The organism is Xanthomonas graminis pv. graminis (genome assembly GCF_030168915.1).
GTDB lineage: Bacteria > Pseudomonadota > Gammaproteobacteria > Xanthomonadales > Xanthomonadaceae > Xanthomonas_A > Xanthomonas_A translucens.
This window is the reverse complement of record NZ_CP076255.1, coordinates 282905-297676: the sequence shown is the minus strand read 5'-3', so window position 1 is coordinate 297676 and position 14772 is coordinate 282905. Positions and strand designations below refer to the sequence as shown.

The 14772-nt window shown below is 67.0% G+C and carries 12 protein-coding genes and 1 riboswitch; of the genes, 3 read left to right on the top strand and 9 right to left on the bottom strand.

Annotated features, from left to right (window positions below; translation table 11 throughout):
- Positions 1-64: 64 nt before the first annotated feature.
- Together KHF85_RS01225 and KHF85_RS01220 are read right to left on the bottom strand one after the other, a co-directional pair.
- Positions 65-2482, bottom strand: a complete 2418-nt coding sequence (locus KHF85_RS01225; protein ID WP_284568206.1) for a ribonucleoside-diphosphate reductase subunit alpha — start codon at positions 2480-2482, stop codon at positions 65-67.
- A gap of 180 nt (positions 2483-2662) precedes the next feature.
- Positions 2663-2885, bottom strand: a riboswitch (cobalamin riboswitch).
- Positions 2886-3089: 204 nt separating this feature from the next.
- Positions 3090-3860 carry an SIR2 family NAD-dependent protein deacylase gene (locus KHF85_RS01220; protein ID WP_284568205.1) on the bottom strand — a complete coding sequence of 257 codons (771 nt, stop codon included), beginning with the start codon at positions 3858-3860 and terminating at the stop codon, positions 3090-3092.
- Between the two features lie 811 nt (positions 3861-4671).
- Between KHF85_RS01220 and KHF85_RS01215 the strand changes: the two genes are divergently transcribed.
- Positions 4672-5816, top strand: a protein-coding gene (locus KHF85_RS01215; RefSeq protein WP_284568204.1) for an IS3 family transposase whose coding sequence is annotated in 2 segments (ribosomal slippage) — positions 4672-4924 and positions 4924-5816 — 1146 coding nt in all. Because the reading frame shifts where the segments join, the coding sequence is not laid out codon by codon here.
- A 100-nt stretch (positions 5817-5916) separates the two neighbouring features.
- On the opposite strand, the gene KHF85_RS01210 is transcribed toward KHF85_RS01215, so the two are convergent.
- The 5 genes from KHF85_RS01210 to KHF85_RS01190 form a co-directional block, all read right to left on the bottom strand.
- Positions 5917-6156, bottom strand: a complete 240-nt coding sequence (locus KHF85_RS01210; RefSeq protein WP_284568203.1) for a hypothetical protein — start codon at positions 6154-6156, stop codon at positions 5917-5919.
- A gap of 151 nt (positions 6157-6307) precedes the next feature.
- On the bottom strand, positions 6308-6739 hold the full coding sequence (locus KHF85_RS01205; RefSeq protein ID WP_284568202.1) for an organic hydroperoxide resistance protein: 432 nt from the start codon (positions 6737-6739) through the stop codon (positions 6308-6310).
- Between the two features lie 111 nt (positions 6740-6850).
- Complete coding sequence (locus KHF85_RS01200) at positions 6851-7318, bottom strand: MarR family winged helix-turn-helix transcriptional regulator (protein ID WP_064538942.1); 468 nt, start codon at positions 7316-7318, stop codon at positions 6851-6853.
- 321 nt (positions 7319-7639) lie between these two features.
- Positions 7640-8737, bottom strand: coding sequence for a cell division protein ZapE (gene zapE / locus KHF85_RS01195; protein ID WP_053838093.1), 1098 nt, complete (start codon positions 8735-8737; stop codon positions 7640-7642).
- 61 nt (positions 8738-8798) lie between these two features.
- Positions 8799-9464 (bottom strand): alpha/beta hydrolase, encoded by a 666-nt coding sequence (locus tag KHF85_RS01190; protein WP_284568201.1) that lies wholly within the window; start codon positions 9462-9464, stop codon positions 8799-8801.
- An 84-nt stretch (positions 9465-9548) separates the two neighbouring features.
- On the opposite strand from KHF85_RS01190, the gene KHF85_RS01185 reads away from it, so the two are divergent.
- Entirely contained in the window at positions 9549-10412 is an 864-nt protein-coding gene (locus tag KHF85_RS01185; protein WP_284568200.1) for an EamA family transporter, read from the top strand.
- 95 nt (positions 10413-10507) lie between these two features.
- Here the strand turns inward: KHF85_RS01185 and KHF85_RS01180 are convergent, their stop codons facing one another.
- Both KHF85_RS01180 and KHF85_RS01175 read right to left on the bottom strand, forming a co-directional pair.
- The gene (locus KHF85_RS01180; protein ID WP_284567062.1) at positions 10508-11434 is read right to left on the bottom strand and encodes an IS110 family RNA-guided transposase; all 927 of its coding nucleotides are present in this window, start codon (positions 11432-11434) and stop codon (positions 10508-10510) included.
- Between the two features lie 319 nt (positions 11435-11753).
- Complete coding sequence (locus KHF85_RS01175; RefSeq protein ID WP_284568199.1) at positions 11754-13079, bottom strand: GTP-binding protein; 1326 nt, start codon at positions 13077-13079, stop codon at positions 11754-11756.
- A gap of 323 nt (positions 13080-13402) precedes the next feature.
- Between KHF85_RS01175 and KHF85_RS01170 the strand changes: the two genes are divergently transcribed.
- A complete protein-coding gene (locus tag KHF85_RS01170) occupies positions 13403-14692 on the top strand; it encodes a hypothetical protein (protein ID WP_284568198.1) in 1290 nt (429 codons plus the stop codon).
- Positions 14693-14772: the final 80 nt, after the last annotated feature.

Sequence of the window (14772 nt, the reverse complement as noted above, 5' to 3'; positions counted from 1 at the left end):
CAGCGGGCGCATGGCGTTCCCGCGGGAAGGCCATGCGCGCACCGGCGCCGCTACGGGGTGGCGATCAGCTCGAGCACCACTCGCATTCGCTGATGTCGATGTCGTTGGAGCGCACGTAGTAGGTGGTCTTCAGGCCTTCCTTCCACGCGGTCATGTGCAGATCGAGCAGGGTGCTGGCGCGGATCGTGCTGGGTACGTAGAAGTTGAAACTGATCGACTGGTCGACGTGGCGCTGGCGGCGCGCGTTCTGGCGCACGCTGGCGAACTGGTCGACCCGGTAGGCGCCCTTCTCGTAGTACGGATAGGTGTCCACGTTCAGGCCCGGGGCCACCACCGGGCGGCGGAAGTCCTTCTTCTCTTCGTAGTAGAACGCGCTGTAGATCGGGTCGATCGAGGCGGTGGAGCCGGCGATCTGCGCGGTGCTCATGTTCGGCGCCACCGCGATCATCCACGCGTTGCGCACGCCGTTGATGCTGACCTGCGCGGCCAGTTCCTGCCACTCGGCGCTGTCATAGCCGCGCTTGCTGAAGTACTCGCCGTTCTGCCAGTCGCTGCCCTTGAACACCTTGTACGCGCCCTTCTCCTTGGCCAGCGCCAGGCTCGCCTGGATGGTCAGGTAGTTGATGCGCTCGTACAGCTCGTCGCAATAGTCCTCGGCCTGCCGGGAATTCCACTCGATGCCCTTCTGCGCCAGCAGGTGGTGCCAGCCGAAGGTGCCCAGGCCGATCGCGCGGTACTTCTGGTTGGTGATGGTGGCCTGCGGCACCGGCAGATCATTGAGATCGATGACGTTGTCGAGCATGCGCACCTGCACCCGGATCAGCCGTTCCAGCACGTCGGGCGACAGCAGGTCCGGCTGCGCGGTGACCGCGCGGCCCAGGTTCACCGAGGACAGGTTGCACACCACGAAGTCGCCGGCCTGCTTGGTGGTCACGATCTGGTCGCCGCTGATCATCTCCTGGATGACCCGGGTCGGGCTCATGTTCTGCAGGATCTCGGTGCACAGGTTGCTGGAATAGACCATGCCCTGGTGCTTGTTCGGGTTCATGCGATTGACTTCGTCGCGATAGAACATGAACGGGTTGCCGGTCTCCAGCTGGCTGACCATGATCCGCTTGAGCATGTCGATGGCCTTGACCACCTTGCGGCCGATACGCTCGTCGGCGACCACTTCCTCGTACCTGGCGCGGAACGTGCCTTCGCCGCGCTTCTCGTCGAAGAAGTCCTGCAGGTACCAGCCCTTGACCTCCTTCACCTCGTGCGGGTCGAACAGGTACCACTCGCCGCGGCGCTCCACCGCTTCCATGAAGATGTCCGGCACGCACACCGCGGTGAATACGTCGTGCGCGCGCAGGCGCTGGTCGCCGTTGTTCAGGCGCAGGTCCAGGAACGCCTCGATGTCGCGGTGCCAGATGTCCAGGTACACGGCGATGGCACCCTTGCGCTGGCCGAGCTGGTCCACCGACACCGCGGTGTTGTTGAGCTGCTTGATCCACGGCACCACGCCGCCGCTGGAATTCTTGACCCCGCGGATCGCCGAGCCGGACGAGCGCACGTAGCCCAGGTAGGCGCCGACGCCGCCGCCGTGCTTGGACACGCGCGCCACGTCGGTATTGGAGTCGTAGATGCCCTGCAGGCTGTCGTCGACGGTGTCGATGAAGCAGCTCGACAGCTGCCCGCCGATCTTGCCGGCATTGGCCAGGGTCGGCGTGGCCACGGTCATGTACAGGTTGGACAGCGCCCAGTAGGCCTCGCCGACCAGCTGCATGCGGCGTTCGCGAGGCTTTTCGTCCTGCATCAGGTACAGCGCGATGGTCAGCCAGCGCTCCTGCGGCAGCTCGTAGACCTTGCGCGAGTTGTCGGTGGCCAGGTAGCGCGTAGCCAGCAGGTACAGGCCGTTGTAGGCGAACAGCTTGTCGCGCTCCGGGTCGATCATCTTGCCGGCTTCGGCGAGTTCGTCCTTGGAGTAGTTCTTGAGGATGTCGATCGAATACACGCCGCGGTCGGCCAGGCTTTCCTGCAGGCCGACGTAGGAGCCGTACTTCTCGCCGGCATCGTAGAAGCGGTTCTTGCTGGCGCGCTTGTACAGGCGGTGCAGGTACAGGCGCGCGGCGAAGTACTCCCACTCCGGCGTGGCGATGTCCACGCGCGACTCGGCCTCGCGGATCAGGTAGTCGACCATCTCGTCGGCCGACAGGCTTTCCTTCTTCTCGACGAAGGCGAACGCCTTGCGCTCGTAGTCGACCACGTCCAGCTGCGGGAACTCGGCATGGATCCGGTCCAGGGTGCGCTGCAGGCGCGAGCGGTCGAAGGCCATGCGGCGGTTGCCGCCGTCCTTGACGATCCAGGTCACGGCGCGCTGGTCGTTGCTCGGCTCGCTGGCGGCCGCATCGGGCTGCGCGGCAGCGGCGGCGGCAGGCGTGGGGTCGACATCGGCGGTGTCGAGGGGGGCTGCGGCCGGCAGGCTGTGGGTCTGGCTCATGAAGGTCTCCAAGCGTGGTGCACCTGGCTGCCTGACCCTCGCAGGCAACGGTCCGACCGGATCAGCAGGTGAAGACGCGGTGTCGCAGAGACCGCAACGGCGCAGGCGCGAGGCCTGCGGGCGGTCAACGCTTCACCGACCCTCTCCCCCCGGAGATGTAACGGTCGGCGCCGCGCTGTGTGCATCGCGCGGCTGTCGGCAGGTCTTCGGGCTTATGGGCGACGGCCGATGGCCGGTGTCCTAGCCCATCGCTTCCCAAGGCAGGGCGCCTCAGTGCGGGTGACGGGTTCGTTCCCAATTACCGCTGCGGGGCAGCGCCGGCCTAAGCGCTCGCGCGCCGCACCGGCTTCCCTTTTGATCCCGCAGCCTGGTGGCCGCTGGAACCGACCACCACAAGATAGTGTGGTCCCCGGGCGTCGTCAACGCTAAATGTAGTCATAAAACTGAAAACCCAAGCGGGGCAAGAGTTTGCCGCTGCGGGCGGCAAACCTCTGCGGCCGGGCGCCGGATCGCGCCTGGTGCGGGCCGTATCGCATACGCTGCAAGGGCCGCCGCGGCGGCGCTGGCGGTCTGTCGCGATTGCCGCGGCACGGCGCTTGCGCCGGCCTCAGCCCGCCGGCCAGCGCTGCAGCAACAGCGGCAGTGCCGCCGCGGCGCTATCGCGCCAGTGCAGGTCGGCGCGCGAAGACAGGCCGCTGGGGTCGGGATTGATTTCGACCACGTAGGCGCCGCGCTCCTTGGCACGCAACGGCAGCCCGGCCGCCGGATGGACCAGGCCGGAGCTGCCGATCACCAGCACCAGGTCGGCGGCATCGGCGGCGCGATCGGCGCGCGCCCAGTCGGCGGCCGGCAACGCCTCGCCGAACCAGACCACGCCCGGGCGCACGGCGCCGCCGCAGGCCGCGCACGCCGGCGGCGCCAGGCGCTGGGTCGGTGCCTGCAGGTCGATCGGCGGCAGCAGTCCGTGCCAGGCCTGGCCGCAATCGCCGCAACGCAACGCCGATAGCCGCCCGTGCAGGTGTGCGGCGACTTCGCTGCCGGCGCGCTGGTGCAGGTCGTCCACGTTCTGGGTCACCAGCGTGGTGCGCTTCAGTCCGGCCAGGCGCACCAACGCGTGGTGCCCGGCATGCGGCTGGGCCTGCGCGACGATGGCCATGCGCCAGCGGTACCAACCCCACACCAGCGCCGGGTTCGTCCGCCAGGCGTCCTCGGTGGCCAGCTGCTGCGGATCGAAGCGCGCCCACAGGCTGTCGTCCTGACCACGGAAGGTCGGCACGCCGCTCTCGGCGGACATGCCGGCACCGGTGAGCACCAGCAGGCGGCGCGCGCCCTGGATGAAAGCGGCGACGGTCTCGGCGGTGTAGGCGGAACTGAGCATGGCGCGCACAAAAGTGATGAGATCTGCACTATTACATTGACCCAGTTCCACCTCAATCTGCGCCACAGCAATGCCGCCGCGGCTGTCGGTACGGCAAAGGGTTCGGTACGAGGGCGATGCGATCGCTGTCGCCATGACAGGCGGCCCGCCACCGTCGGCGCTGTTGTCAGCGTCATCGCGTGAGGCGTTGCTGTTGCTGTTGCTGTTGCTTTGGCGGTTGCTGTTGCTGTTGCCATTGCTTTTGACTTACTGGGTTCCCTTCCGAAGCGGCGGCCATGGCGGGGAAAAACCCGAAGGGCGGCGCACATGGATGTGCGCCGTTCGCGGCAGGGGCAGGATGCCCCTTCCGCGAATCCCCGGTATGGACGCGGACCCGGAGCGCGCAGCGCGGAGGGCGCTAGGCAGGGCGCGCTTTCTTTTGGTTACTTTTCTTTGCGCGAGCAAAGAAAAGTGACTCGCCGCAAGGCGAAAGCCTTTGCCTTTGCCTTGGTTCTGGCATTGAGCTTTTGAAGCTTTGAAGCTTGAAGCTTTGAAGCAAGAGCAAGAGCAAGAGCTTCCGCTGGCGCGGGTCACTTTTCTTTGCTTGTGCAAAGAAAATTAACCAAAAGAAGCGCTTTACCACAGCCGAAGGCTGGTCAAGCACACCCCGCAGCGCGCCCTCCGCGCTACGCGCTCCGGGTCCGCAGCCCCAACGGGCATTTTTCGATGGCACTTGTCCGCTCCGCGGCCAAGCCCGGGGCAGGTGTCCTGGTCTAATTCTCGTGGACACCTCGATAGGGGATGATCATCCCCAGCGAGGACTTTGAACGACATGACGCCCCGTATCCGTAGAAATTTCGATACCGCCTTCAAGCTGCAGGTGGTGCAAATGATCCGCGACCAAGGCCTGAGCGTGGGTCAGGTGTGCCGCGACCTGGACTTGGTCGATAGCGCCGTGCGTCGCTGGCTGGCCCAATACGAGGCCGAGCATGCCGGCCAGCCTGGGCAAGGTCGGCCCCTGACCCCCGAGCAGCAACGCATCCGTGAGTTGGAACGGGAGAACCAGCGACTGCGTGAGGACAACAGCTTGTTAAAAAAAGCATCGGCCTTCTTCGCCTGGGAACTGAAATGATCCAGCAGATGATCGATCAGTGGCAGGAGAAGGCCGCAACCGCCCGGCTGTGCCAGCTGCTGGGCGTGAGCCGCTCGGGGCTGTATGCGGCCCGTCGGCGGCGCTCAGCACCGAGGGCGTGCACGCTCGCTGCGCCATTGCAGACGGCGTTCCAGGCCAGCGGCGGCAACTATGGCAGCCGCCGGCTGAGCGCGAGCCTGAAGGCCCAGGGTCTGCCCGCCAGTCGCCATCGAGTCCGCCGCCTGATGAAGCAGCAGGGACTGAAGGCGCGCTGGAGGCGCAAGTTCGTCCATACCACCGACAGCCGACACGAGATGCCGGTGGCGGACAACCATCTGGATCGGCGCTTCAACCCGGACGCCCTCGACCAGGCCTGGGTGGCCGATATCACCTACATCCGCACCGAGCGCGGCTGGCTGTACCTGGCCGCGGTGCTGGACCTGTACTCGCGCAAGGTGGTGGGCTGGGCAATGGCACCGACCATGCCGGCCGAGCTGGTCTGTACCGCCTTGCAGATGGCCATTGCCCTGCGCCAGCCCAAGCCGGGGCTGATCGTGCATAGCGACCGCGGCAGCCAGTACGCCAGCCAGGCCCACCGCGACCTGCTGACCAAGCACAAGCTGGTGGCCAGCATGAGCCGCAAGGGCAACTGCTGGGACAACGCGGTAATGGAGCGGTTCTTCCTGAGCCTGAAAATGGAGCGCGTCTGGCAGCGTCGCTACACCAACCCCAACGAGGCCATCGCCGATATCACCCACTACATCGTCGGCTTCTACAACACCCACCGCCTGCACTCCACCCTCGGCTATCGATCTCCAGCCGACTACGAGAAAGCCACTACCTGAAACCCCCTATCCACGTGTCCACCAAAACTTGACCACAACAAGGCGCCTCACGGCGCCTGCCCGTTCGCCGGGGCGAAGCAGTGCTTCGCCTTTATCCGGCTCACCCATGTGCCAGCGAAAAACGTCGCGCATCCTGCGCGCCGCCCTTCGGGTATTCGCCCGCCGGGTCTGCCGCGCCGAGGAGACCCGGTAGATCAAAAGCAAAAGCAACAGCGGCAGCAAAAGCAGCGGCGACTCTCTCGGCCATGGGCCAATGACCGCCGCGCGTGTAAAACAGAGCGATCGCGCACGCCCACATCCGGAACACGCCCGACCAAGTTGGTTCCGCCGGCACGTTCAAGGCCGTCTAGTTCTCCACCGACCAACTTCCGCCCTCGCTCTCGATCGCGTCGCAGCGCATGCCATGCTGACTCGACCACTGCCGTATGGCAGACAGCAAAAAACCCCGCCGCGCAGGACGCGCGACGGGGTCTTCGGACAGGCCGCATCGATCAGTCGAGGACGACCAGATTCACGTCGATGTTGCCGCGGGTCGCGTTGGAGTACGGGCAGACCTGGTGCGCCTTGTCGACCAGCGCCTGCAGCTCTTCGCGCGGCATGCCCGGCACCGCGATGCGCAGTTCCACCGCGATACCGAAACCGCCCGGGATCTGGCCGATGCCGACGCTGCCTTCGATGCTGATCTCGCCCGGCAACTTCTGCTTGTCCTGCGCGGCCACCGCCTTCATCGCGCCGATGAAGCAGGCCGAATAGCCGGCCGCGAACAGCTGCTCCGGATTGGTGCCGTCGCCGCCAGCGCCGCCCAGTTCGCGCGGAGTGGACAGCTTCACGTCCAGCGCCTTGTCGGAGGACACGGCGCGGCCTTCGCGGCCGCCGGTCGCGGTGGCGTGGGCGGTGTAGAGGATCTTTTCGGGTAAGGCCATGGTGGTTGCTCCTGATGAGGCGCGTCGCGCCGGTTGATTGACAGCTATTTAATAGCAGACTACTTAATTAACGAAACGTCATTGCTTGGTGTCGGCTCCGTGGCAAGGGCGTCAGCCGCCGCCCAGGTTGCCGCGCAAGGTTTCCAGTTGCTGCTTGAGCTGGCGCAGTTCCTGCAGCGAGCACGCCGCCGCGCAGAACACCTGCTCGGGCACCGCGCCAGCCTTGTTGCGCAACGCGCGGCCGGCGGCGGTCAGGCGCACCACGACCTGGCGCTCGTCGTCGGCCGAGCGTTCGCGCGTGACCAGGCCGCCGGCCTGCAGGCGCTTCAGCAGCGGCGTCAGCGTGGCCGAATCCAGGAACAGGCGCTCGCCGATCGCCCCGACCGTGCGCGCATCCCCTTCCCACAGCACCAGCATCACCAGGTACTGCGGATAGGTCAGGTCCAGCGTCTTCAGCAGGCCGCGGTAGAGCTTGTGCATGGCCAAGTTGGCCGAGTACAGCGCGAAGCACAGCTGCTGGTCCAACTGCAGCGCCGCGTCGCGGCTGGGGATCTCGGCGGGGGCGCGCTGCTTCGGCATGGGCGCAATTTACATAGCGCGCTATTTAATTGCAAGCATTTTTTCAGGATCGCACCAGTCGGCACGTGCGCCGCTTCGCTCGTTGCGGCCGTCGGCCCAGACAGGAATGCGACGTCTGCCGGTCGCCTTGCTTCGTTCGTCGCGGCTGAAGCCGCTCCTACAGAAACCGCGGCGGGCTGACTGGGTGCACTGTAGGAGCGGCTTCAGCCGCGACGAACGCAAGCGGCAAGCGTCCCGTGTAAACGACACTTCCCGGCCGCTGTGCCGCGGCACAGCGCAATCCGACCCTCGCCAGGGCAGGCCGCGGCCCACACGCCCCCCTCAGGCGCGGTGCGCGGTGGCCAGGTATTCGGCGCTCTGCATCTCGATCAGGCGCGAGGCGGTGCGCTCGAAGGCGCCGGCCAGGCGCTCGCCGCTGTACAGCTGCGGCGGCGGGTCCTGCGCGGTGCAGACCAGGTTGACCTGGCGGTCGTAGAGTTCGTCGATCAGGTTGACAAAACGCCGCGCCGCGTCCTCGTTCATGCGGTCGAAGTGCGGGATGCCGCCGAGCAGCACGGTGTTGAACTCGCGCGCGATCTCGATGTAGTCGGCCGGCCCGCGCGGGCCTTCGCACAGCGCGGCGAAATCGAACCAGGCGATGCTCTTGCCGCGGCCGCGCACCGGAATCTTGCGCGCCTCGATGACGATGTTGCCGCTGCGCGCGGCTTCATTGCCGCTAAGTTCGCTCCAGCGCCCGCCCAGCCATGCGTCGGCCTGCGCATCCAGCGCGGCGCGGTACACCGGCGAGCGGGTCAGTGCGCGCATGCGGTAGTCCTCAGTCCCTTCGGCGTACAGCTCCACGCAGTACTTCTGCAGCAGCGCGATCGCCGGCAGGAAGCTCTCGCGCTGCAGGCCGTTGAGGTACAGGTGCTGCGGCGCGGTGTTGGAGGTGGTGACCAGGGTCACGCCCTCGGCGAACAGGCGCTCCAGCAGCCGCGCCAGCAGCATCGCATCGCCGATGTCGGTGACGAAGAATTCGTCCAGCACCAGCACGCGCAGTTGCGTGCGCCATTCCTGTGCGATCCTGGCCAGCGGATCGCTCTGCCCGGCGTGCTCGCGCAGGCGCTCGTGCACGCCGCGCATGAAGCGGTGGAAGTGGGTGCGGTACTTCTGCTCGATCGGCAAGCCGTCGTAGAACAGATCGACCAGGAAGGTCTTGCCGCGGCCTACGCCGCCCCAGAAGTACAGGCCGCGCACCGGCTCGGGCTTCTTCCAGAACGCGGCCAGGCGATCCAGCCAGCCATCCTGGTCGCTGTCCACGATCGCGGCGTGGATGCGGTCCAGCGCGGCCAGCGCGGCGTGCTGCGCCGGGTCGTCGCGCCAGTCGCCGCGCGCCACGCCGGCGGCGTAGCGCTGCGAAGGCGTGGCCGCGGTGCTCATCGGCGCGTGTCCGCGCAGCGCCCTGCCTGCGGCCATGCGGCCGCCTGTCTACGCACAGCGCTCACGCCTGTTTCGCCGGCAGCCATGCCTTGACCACGTGCTGCAAGGCGCCGCGCAGGTCGATCAGTTTGCGGTGGAAGAAATGGCTGGTGTCGGGCATGCGCACCAGCTCGGGCTGCTGCGGCAGCGTCTCCAGCCAGTCGTACACGGCCTGCGGCTCGACGATTTCGTCCGCGTCGCCCTGGATCACCAGCCACTGCGGCGGCGGTTCCACACCGGCGAAATCCCAGCGCCCGGCGGGCGGCGCGATCGACACCAACGCCTGTGGCTGCAGCGCGGCGCTGGCGCGCAGGGACACATAGGCGCCGAAACTGAAGCCGGCCAGCCACAGCGCGTCGTGCGGGCGCTGCGCGCGCACCCAGGCCGCCACTGCGGCCAGGTCCTGCTGCTCGCCGTCGCCATGGTCGAAACTGCCGGCCGAGGCGCCGACGCTCCGGAAGTTGAAGCGCACCACATGCACGCCGAGTTCGCGCAGCGCGCGCGCGACCATCGTCACCACCTTGTTGTGCATGGTGCCGCCCTCGGTGGACAGCGGGTGGCAGACGATCGCAGTGACCGGCAAGGCGGCCACCGCGGCATCGGGCAGATCGACCGCGGCCTCGAGCGGGCCGACGGGGCCGTCCAGCGTCAACGCGCCGGATTCGGTAGGGAAAGCGGGAGAGGTCATGCGCTCATAATAGCGGGGCTGGGTGCAGGCCACATGCAGGCCACGCGCACGCAGCGTTCTCTTCCCCAACCGGATCCCCTGCGCGTGGCGTTCGTTCTTCTGAGTGTGGTGTGCAGCGTGCTGGTCTCGGTGCTGCTGAAGCTGGCGCCGCGCCGGCGTATCGACCTGGCCCAGGCGGTGACCTGGAACTACCTGGCCGCGGCGTTGCTGTGCGCGGCGCTGCTGCAACCGCCGCTGGCCACGTTGCGCAGCGCGCAGACGCCGTGGCTGGCGCTGCTCGGCCTGGCCTTGCTGCTGCCGGCGCTGTTCCTGGTACTGGGTCGCGCGGTGGCGCTGGCCGGCATCGTGCGTACCGACGCCGCGCAGCGGCTGTCGCTGCTGCTGTCGCTGGCGGCCGCGTTCGCGCTGTTCGGCGAGCGCGCCAACGGCTACAAGCTGGCGGGGCTGATGCTGGGCCTGCTGGCCATCGCCGGCATCGTGCACCGGCCCGAACCGGTGCCGGCCGGCGCGGCGCGCGCGGCGCCATGGCTGCTGCTGGTGTGGGCCGGCTTCGCCCTGATCGACGTGTCGCTCAAGCGCATCGCCCAGGCCGGCACGCCGTTCGCCGCCTCGCTGCTGGTCGCCTTCGCGATCGCCTTCGTGTTGCTGCTCGGCGTGCAGCTGTGGCGGCACGTCCGCGGCATCCGACCGCTGGCCTGGCGCAACGTCGGCGCCGGGCTGCTGTTGGGCACGCTCAACTTCGGCAACGTCGCGTTCTATGTGCGCGCGCACCAGGCGCTGCCGGACAGCCCGGCGCTGGTGTTCGCGGCGATGAACCTGGGCGTGATCGTGATCGGTGCGCTGCTCGGCGTGCTGGCCTTCGGCGAGAAGACCAGCGCCTGGAACCGCGCGGGTCTGTTGGCGGCGCTGCTGGCGATCGTGTTGATCGCGGTCGGTGCACGCGGTTAGCGGTGGTGCGTGCGCCACCGCTTCTGTCGCGGCTGAAGCCGCTCCTACAGAACGTGCGGTCGCGGGCTATGTGCACTGTAGGAGCAACTGTCTTCTCATCCGATAACCTCACGCCATGGTGTGCGATCTCGTGCCATGGCGTTGAGTCGGATAAGCAGCACGCGCATGCATGCGGTGATGGCGACCTTGGCGGGCTCGCCGCGTGCCCGTAACTGTTGATAACGCTCCTTGAAGGAGGCTTGAGTGCGCACAACGCTCCAACAGGCCATGTACAGCACTCGTCGGATCGTGGCACGCCCGCCGCGGATGCGGCGTTTGCCGCAGTGCTGCCCGCTGTCCACGTTGTAGGGAGCCAGGCCGACCAGGGCCGCGATCTGGCGACGATCCAGCGTCCCCAGTTCGGGCAGATAGGCCATCAGGCTGGCGGTGGTGACCTCGCCGATGCCCGGGACCGTGCCCAGGGCGTGCGCCAGCGCATCGTCGAGCTGGCACCGCACCTGCTTGATCGCCTGGTTCATCCGCTGGATACGGCGGCGCACGTCGCCGATCTGCTCGATCAGGCACGCGCGCACCATGGCCAGGGTCGCCTGATGCAAGCGACGGCGCTCGTCGTCACGTTGCTGGACCAGTTGCTCGCGGCGCTGGACCAGCATGCGCAGTTGCTCACGCAAGGGATCGGGAGCCGGCGCGGGCGCTTGCACCAGGTGAGCCATGCGCGCCAGCAAGGCCGCATCCAGCGGATCGGTCTTGGCGGTTGTGCCCAAGGCCGTGGCGAAAGCGCGTGCCCGGCGCGGATTGATCCGGGTCACCGGGATCCCTGCCGTGGCCAGTGCCGTCATCACCGCCCGTTCGTAGCCGCCGGTGGCCTCCAGCAGCGCGTTGCCGACGCAGTGCCCGGCAAGGTGGTCGCACAGGCGCTGGTGGCCCTGGGCGGTATTGGGAAAGGACAGCAACTGGTCCAGGGGAAGCACGTGGACGGCCAAGGTGTCCTTGGCCACATCGATACCGATCCAAAGAGGCATAAGCGTTAGGTAGACTGGGGGACAGGAGAGAGCCACCTCGTCGCTGCCCACGCTTGTGAAGTTCGAGCGAACGCTCGTTCAACTGTTCGGGCTAGGCAACGAGGTCGATGTGCGGCCGCCCTGGCTCCTACACGTGCTTGAACACTACGGCCTGTCGGCGTGCCGCACATCGCTCTCCACTCAAACTGTAGAGCAATCTCCAGACACAAGCGGCTTCAGCCGCGACGAACGCAGCGCGGAGCCATCCGTGCAAAGCATGTGTCTGCGCCAATGCTACCCACACGCCAGGCCCGAAACGTCGAAGCCATCGGCAACAAACTCAGCGCCGCCACACCGGGAACGGATCGGCCAGCGCCTGCCAGGCCGAGGGACCGCGTCCCAGCTCTGCGTCGTCGAGCAGGCAGGCGTCGAGTTCGGCACGCACCTGCGCCTCGTCCAGGCCGACGCCGATCAGCGCCAGTTCCTGGCGGCGGTCGCCCCACAACGGATGCCACAGCGCGCGCAGCGCCGCGTATTCGCGCGCATCGCCCACCTCCTCGGCCTGCGGCGGCGGTGCGCTCCAGCACGCGCTGTGCTGCCGCTGCCAGCCCAGCTCGGTATAGGGCAGCGGTTGCGGCGGCAACGGCAACGGCGTGTCCAGCAGGCCCTGCTCCACGCGTTCGCGCGCCGCGTACCAGAAGCCGGCGGCCTGGGTCTGGGTGGCCGCGCCGACGATGGACAGTTCGCCGACCCAATCCATGCGGCTGGCCAGCCAGAAGAAGCCCTTGCTGCGGATCACGTCGTGCAGGCCGCGCTGCGCCAGGCGCGCGAAGCGCAACGGATGGAATGGGCGCTGCGCGCGGTAGACGAAGCTGCCGATGCCGAACTGCTCGGTCTCCGGCGTGTGCTCGCCGCGCAGCGCCTGCATCCAGCCCGGCGCCAGCTGCGCGCGCACGAAATCGAAACGGCCGGTGTCGAGCACCAGATCCAATGGCACGTCGCCGTCGCGGGCCTCGACAATGCGCGCGTCGCGGTTCAGCGCGCGCAGTACCGCGCGGGTGCGCGCCACCGTGTCCGCGCTGGCCAGGTCGCACTTGCCGATCACGATCACATCGGCGAATTCGATCTGCTCCACCAGCAGGTTGACCAGGCCGCGCTCGTCGTCGGCGCCAGCTTGCAGGCCGCGCTCGGCCAGGCGCTCGGTCGAGCCGAAATCGCGCAGGAAGCTCACTCCGTCGACCACGGTGAGCATGGTGTCCAGCCGCGCCACGTCGGCCAGGCTGCGGCCGTGTTCGTCGCGCACCGCAAAGGTGGCGGCGACCGGCATCGGCTCGGAAATGCCGGTGGATTCGATCAGCAGGTAGTCGTAGCGGCCGCTGTCGGCCAGGCGCTGCACCTCCTGGCGCAGGTCGTCGCGCAGCGTGCAGCAGATGCAGCCATTGCTGAACTCGACCAGGGTCTCTTCGGTGCGGCTGAGCGCGGCGCCGCCGTCGCGGATCAGCGCGGCATCGATGTTGATCTCGCTCATGTCGTTGACGATCACCGCCACGCGGCGGCCGTCGCGGTTGCGCAGCACGCGGTTGAGCAAGGTGGTCTTGCCGGCGCCGAGGAAGCCGGACAGGACGGTGACGGGAAGGCGGCGGTCGAGCACGGCGGACGAGGGCATGGCGAGCCTTGGCGGAAGGGCGTTGGATGCAATCTTCAAATGTTACTATATAACACACCAATCCGCATCGAGTCGCAAGCCAGTGCGCTCCCTACCGCCCTGGGCTTGATGCCTCCATAACGACCCTGTCCCTCCGGTTCGGATGGCTTGGTCGGCCGATGTCATTGACTGCATCGTCGATCCTCCGCGGTATGCGCATCCGTCGAGGCATCACCATGCTGCATGCCAATTTCTCGCTTCAGACGAAACAACTTCGCATTCCTTGCGCCTGGAGGGCGTGCCATCGCCTAGCGTTGCTTCATATTGATCCCTGAGAGTTGGCCATGAAGCTGAAGGTACCGTTTCTTAGCAAGTCCAGGATCGCTCCTGAGCCAACCGCCACGCCTGCTGGCAATCACGCGCATGGCGCTGCCAAGGCCGATGGCGCGGCGACCGTCCCGCAGCCGTTGGGCCGCGCCCCTCGGTCCCATTCGGCGGGGGATGCAGGCAGGCCGAAGAGCCTGCTCAGCTCGATGCAGAAATCATTGAATTCGGCACAAAAATCACTGCTTTCGCTGCAAAGAAAAATGTCCCAGCAGCAGACTGCAACTTCGCCACGGCCATCGCGCGAAGCGTCCGGACAGGCAAATGCCGCTGATCGCCGGCCAACCCCGACACCGGCGGCAACGGCCTTCGGTAGACAGCAACGCCCTGCCATGCAGTCGCCCGGAAACGCGCCACCACGCACCACCCGGCCACCCGCTGCGGCAGCTCCTACCCGACCCGCGCCACAGGCCGGGCCGATGCGCCGTCCTGCCCATGCCCAGGCGATGGAGGGCATGCCATCGCGCGCCCAGCCACAGCCCTCCACGCGCTATGGCAGACACGACGCATTGATCAACATGCTCCACGAGGAACGCGATCCCAACCCACTGGAGCAGCACTTGCTCGATAAGCTGAGGGCTGAATTGACCGTACCGAAGCAGAAACCTGACCAGGCCCAGGCCGAAAAGCCAATGGCGCAGCGTCACCATCCAGAATTTTCGATCCGCGCCCTGAATAAGGAATTGGCGGCACTGGACAATCAGGAACGCACTATATCGAGCAAACTGTCGAAAGAGCGTCGCGGGCCGACGCCGCAGGAGCAGCAGGTGCTCGACAGGCGCACTGCCCTGATCGAGACGCGCAACCAGGCGCGCGACCGTCAACTCGCAGACATGCTGCGCGCGCTCGGGCCACTGGAGACGATCTCTGCGCCCAGGACCACGACCAGCCGTATGGCCAGCGTGCAACAAGATGTCATGCAGTTCAATGCGAGCAAATTGCGCGCAGCCCAGGCGCAAGGACTGCATCCGGAGAAATTCGCGCGCCACCACGCGCGCGCCGAGCGCCGTCTGCAGTCCTTGCGTGATAGCGGCGCGCCCTTGGCGGATGTGCAACGTCTCGAACGCATGATGCAGGGCTACCACAATCTTGTGGACCTGGAAAACATCGTTAAGCACACCGACGATCAGTTGCAGAGACTGGGCGGGCGACGGCTGATGGATAGCATGCCGACGACCCCCGAGGAACGTGCGCAGATGCGTGAAAACGACTATGCCGAGCAGGAAGAGGCGATGCGCAATGGCTACTGACCGGAGCCGGATGCGACGCCGACCCACATAGCGGCGGAATCAAAGAAGCGCCGGTCGGCGCGGCAAGGATGCCAAGCCCG

Bases quoted from the DNA above. Each gene is read 5' to 3' on its own strand.
- KHF85_RS01220 (WP_284568205.1), bottom strand. From the start codon at position 3,860: ATGCTCAGTTCCGCCTACACCGCCGAGACCGTCGCCGCTTTCATCCAG.
- KHF85_RS01205 (WP_284568202.1), bottom strand. From the start codon at position 6,739: ATGGCCTTACCCGAAAAGATCCTCTACACCGCCCACGCCACCGCGACC.
- zapE (WP_053838093.1), bottom strand. From the start codon at position 8,737: ATGAGCACCGCGGCCACGCCTTCGCAGCGCTACGCCGCCGGCGTGGCG.
- KHF85_RS01170 (WP_284568198.1), top strand. From the start codon at position 13,403: ATGAAGCTGAAGGTACCGTTTCTTAGCAAGTCCAGGATCGCTCCTGAG.
- KHF85_RS01225 (WP_284568206.1), bottom strand. From the start codon at position 2,482: ATGAGCCAGACCCACAGCCTGCCGGCCGCAGCCCCCCTCGACACCGCC.
- KHF85_RS01180 (WP_284567062.1), bottom strand. From the start codon at position 11,434: ATGCCTCTTTGGATCGGTATCGATGTGGCCAAGGACACCTTGGCCGTC.
- KHF85_RS01190 (WP_284568201.1), bottom strand. From the start codon at position 9,464: ATGACCTCTCCCGCTTTCCCTACCGAATCCGGCGCGTTGACGCTGGAC.
- KHF85_RS01200 (WP_064538942.1), bottom strand. From the start codon at position 7,318: ATGCCGAAGCAGCGCGCCCCCGCCGAGATCCCCAGCCGCGACGCGGCG.
- KHF85_RS01175 (WP_284568199.1), bottom strand. From the start codon at position 13,079: ATGCCCTCGTCCGCCGTGCTCGACCGCCGCCTTCCCGTCACCGTCCTG.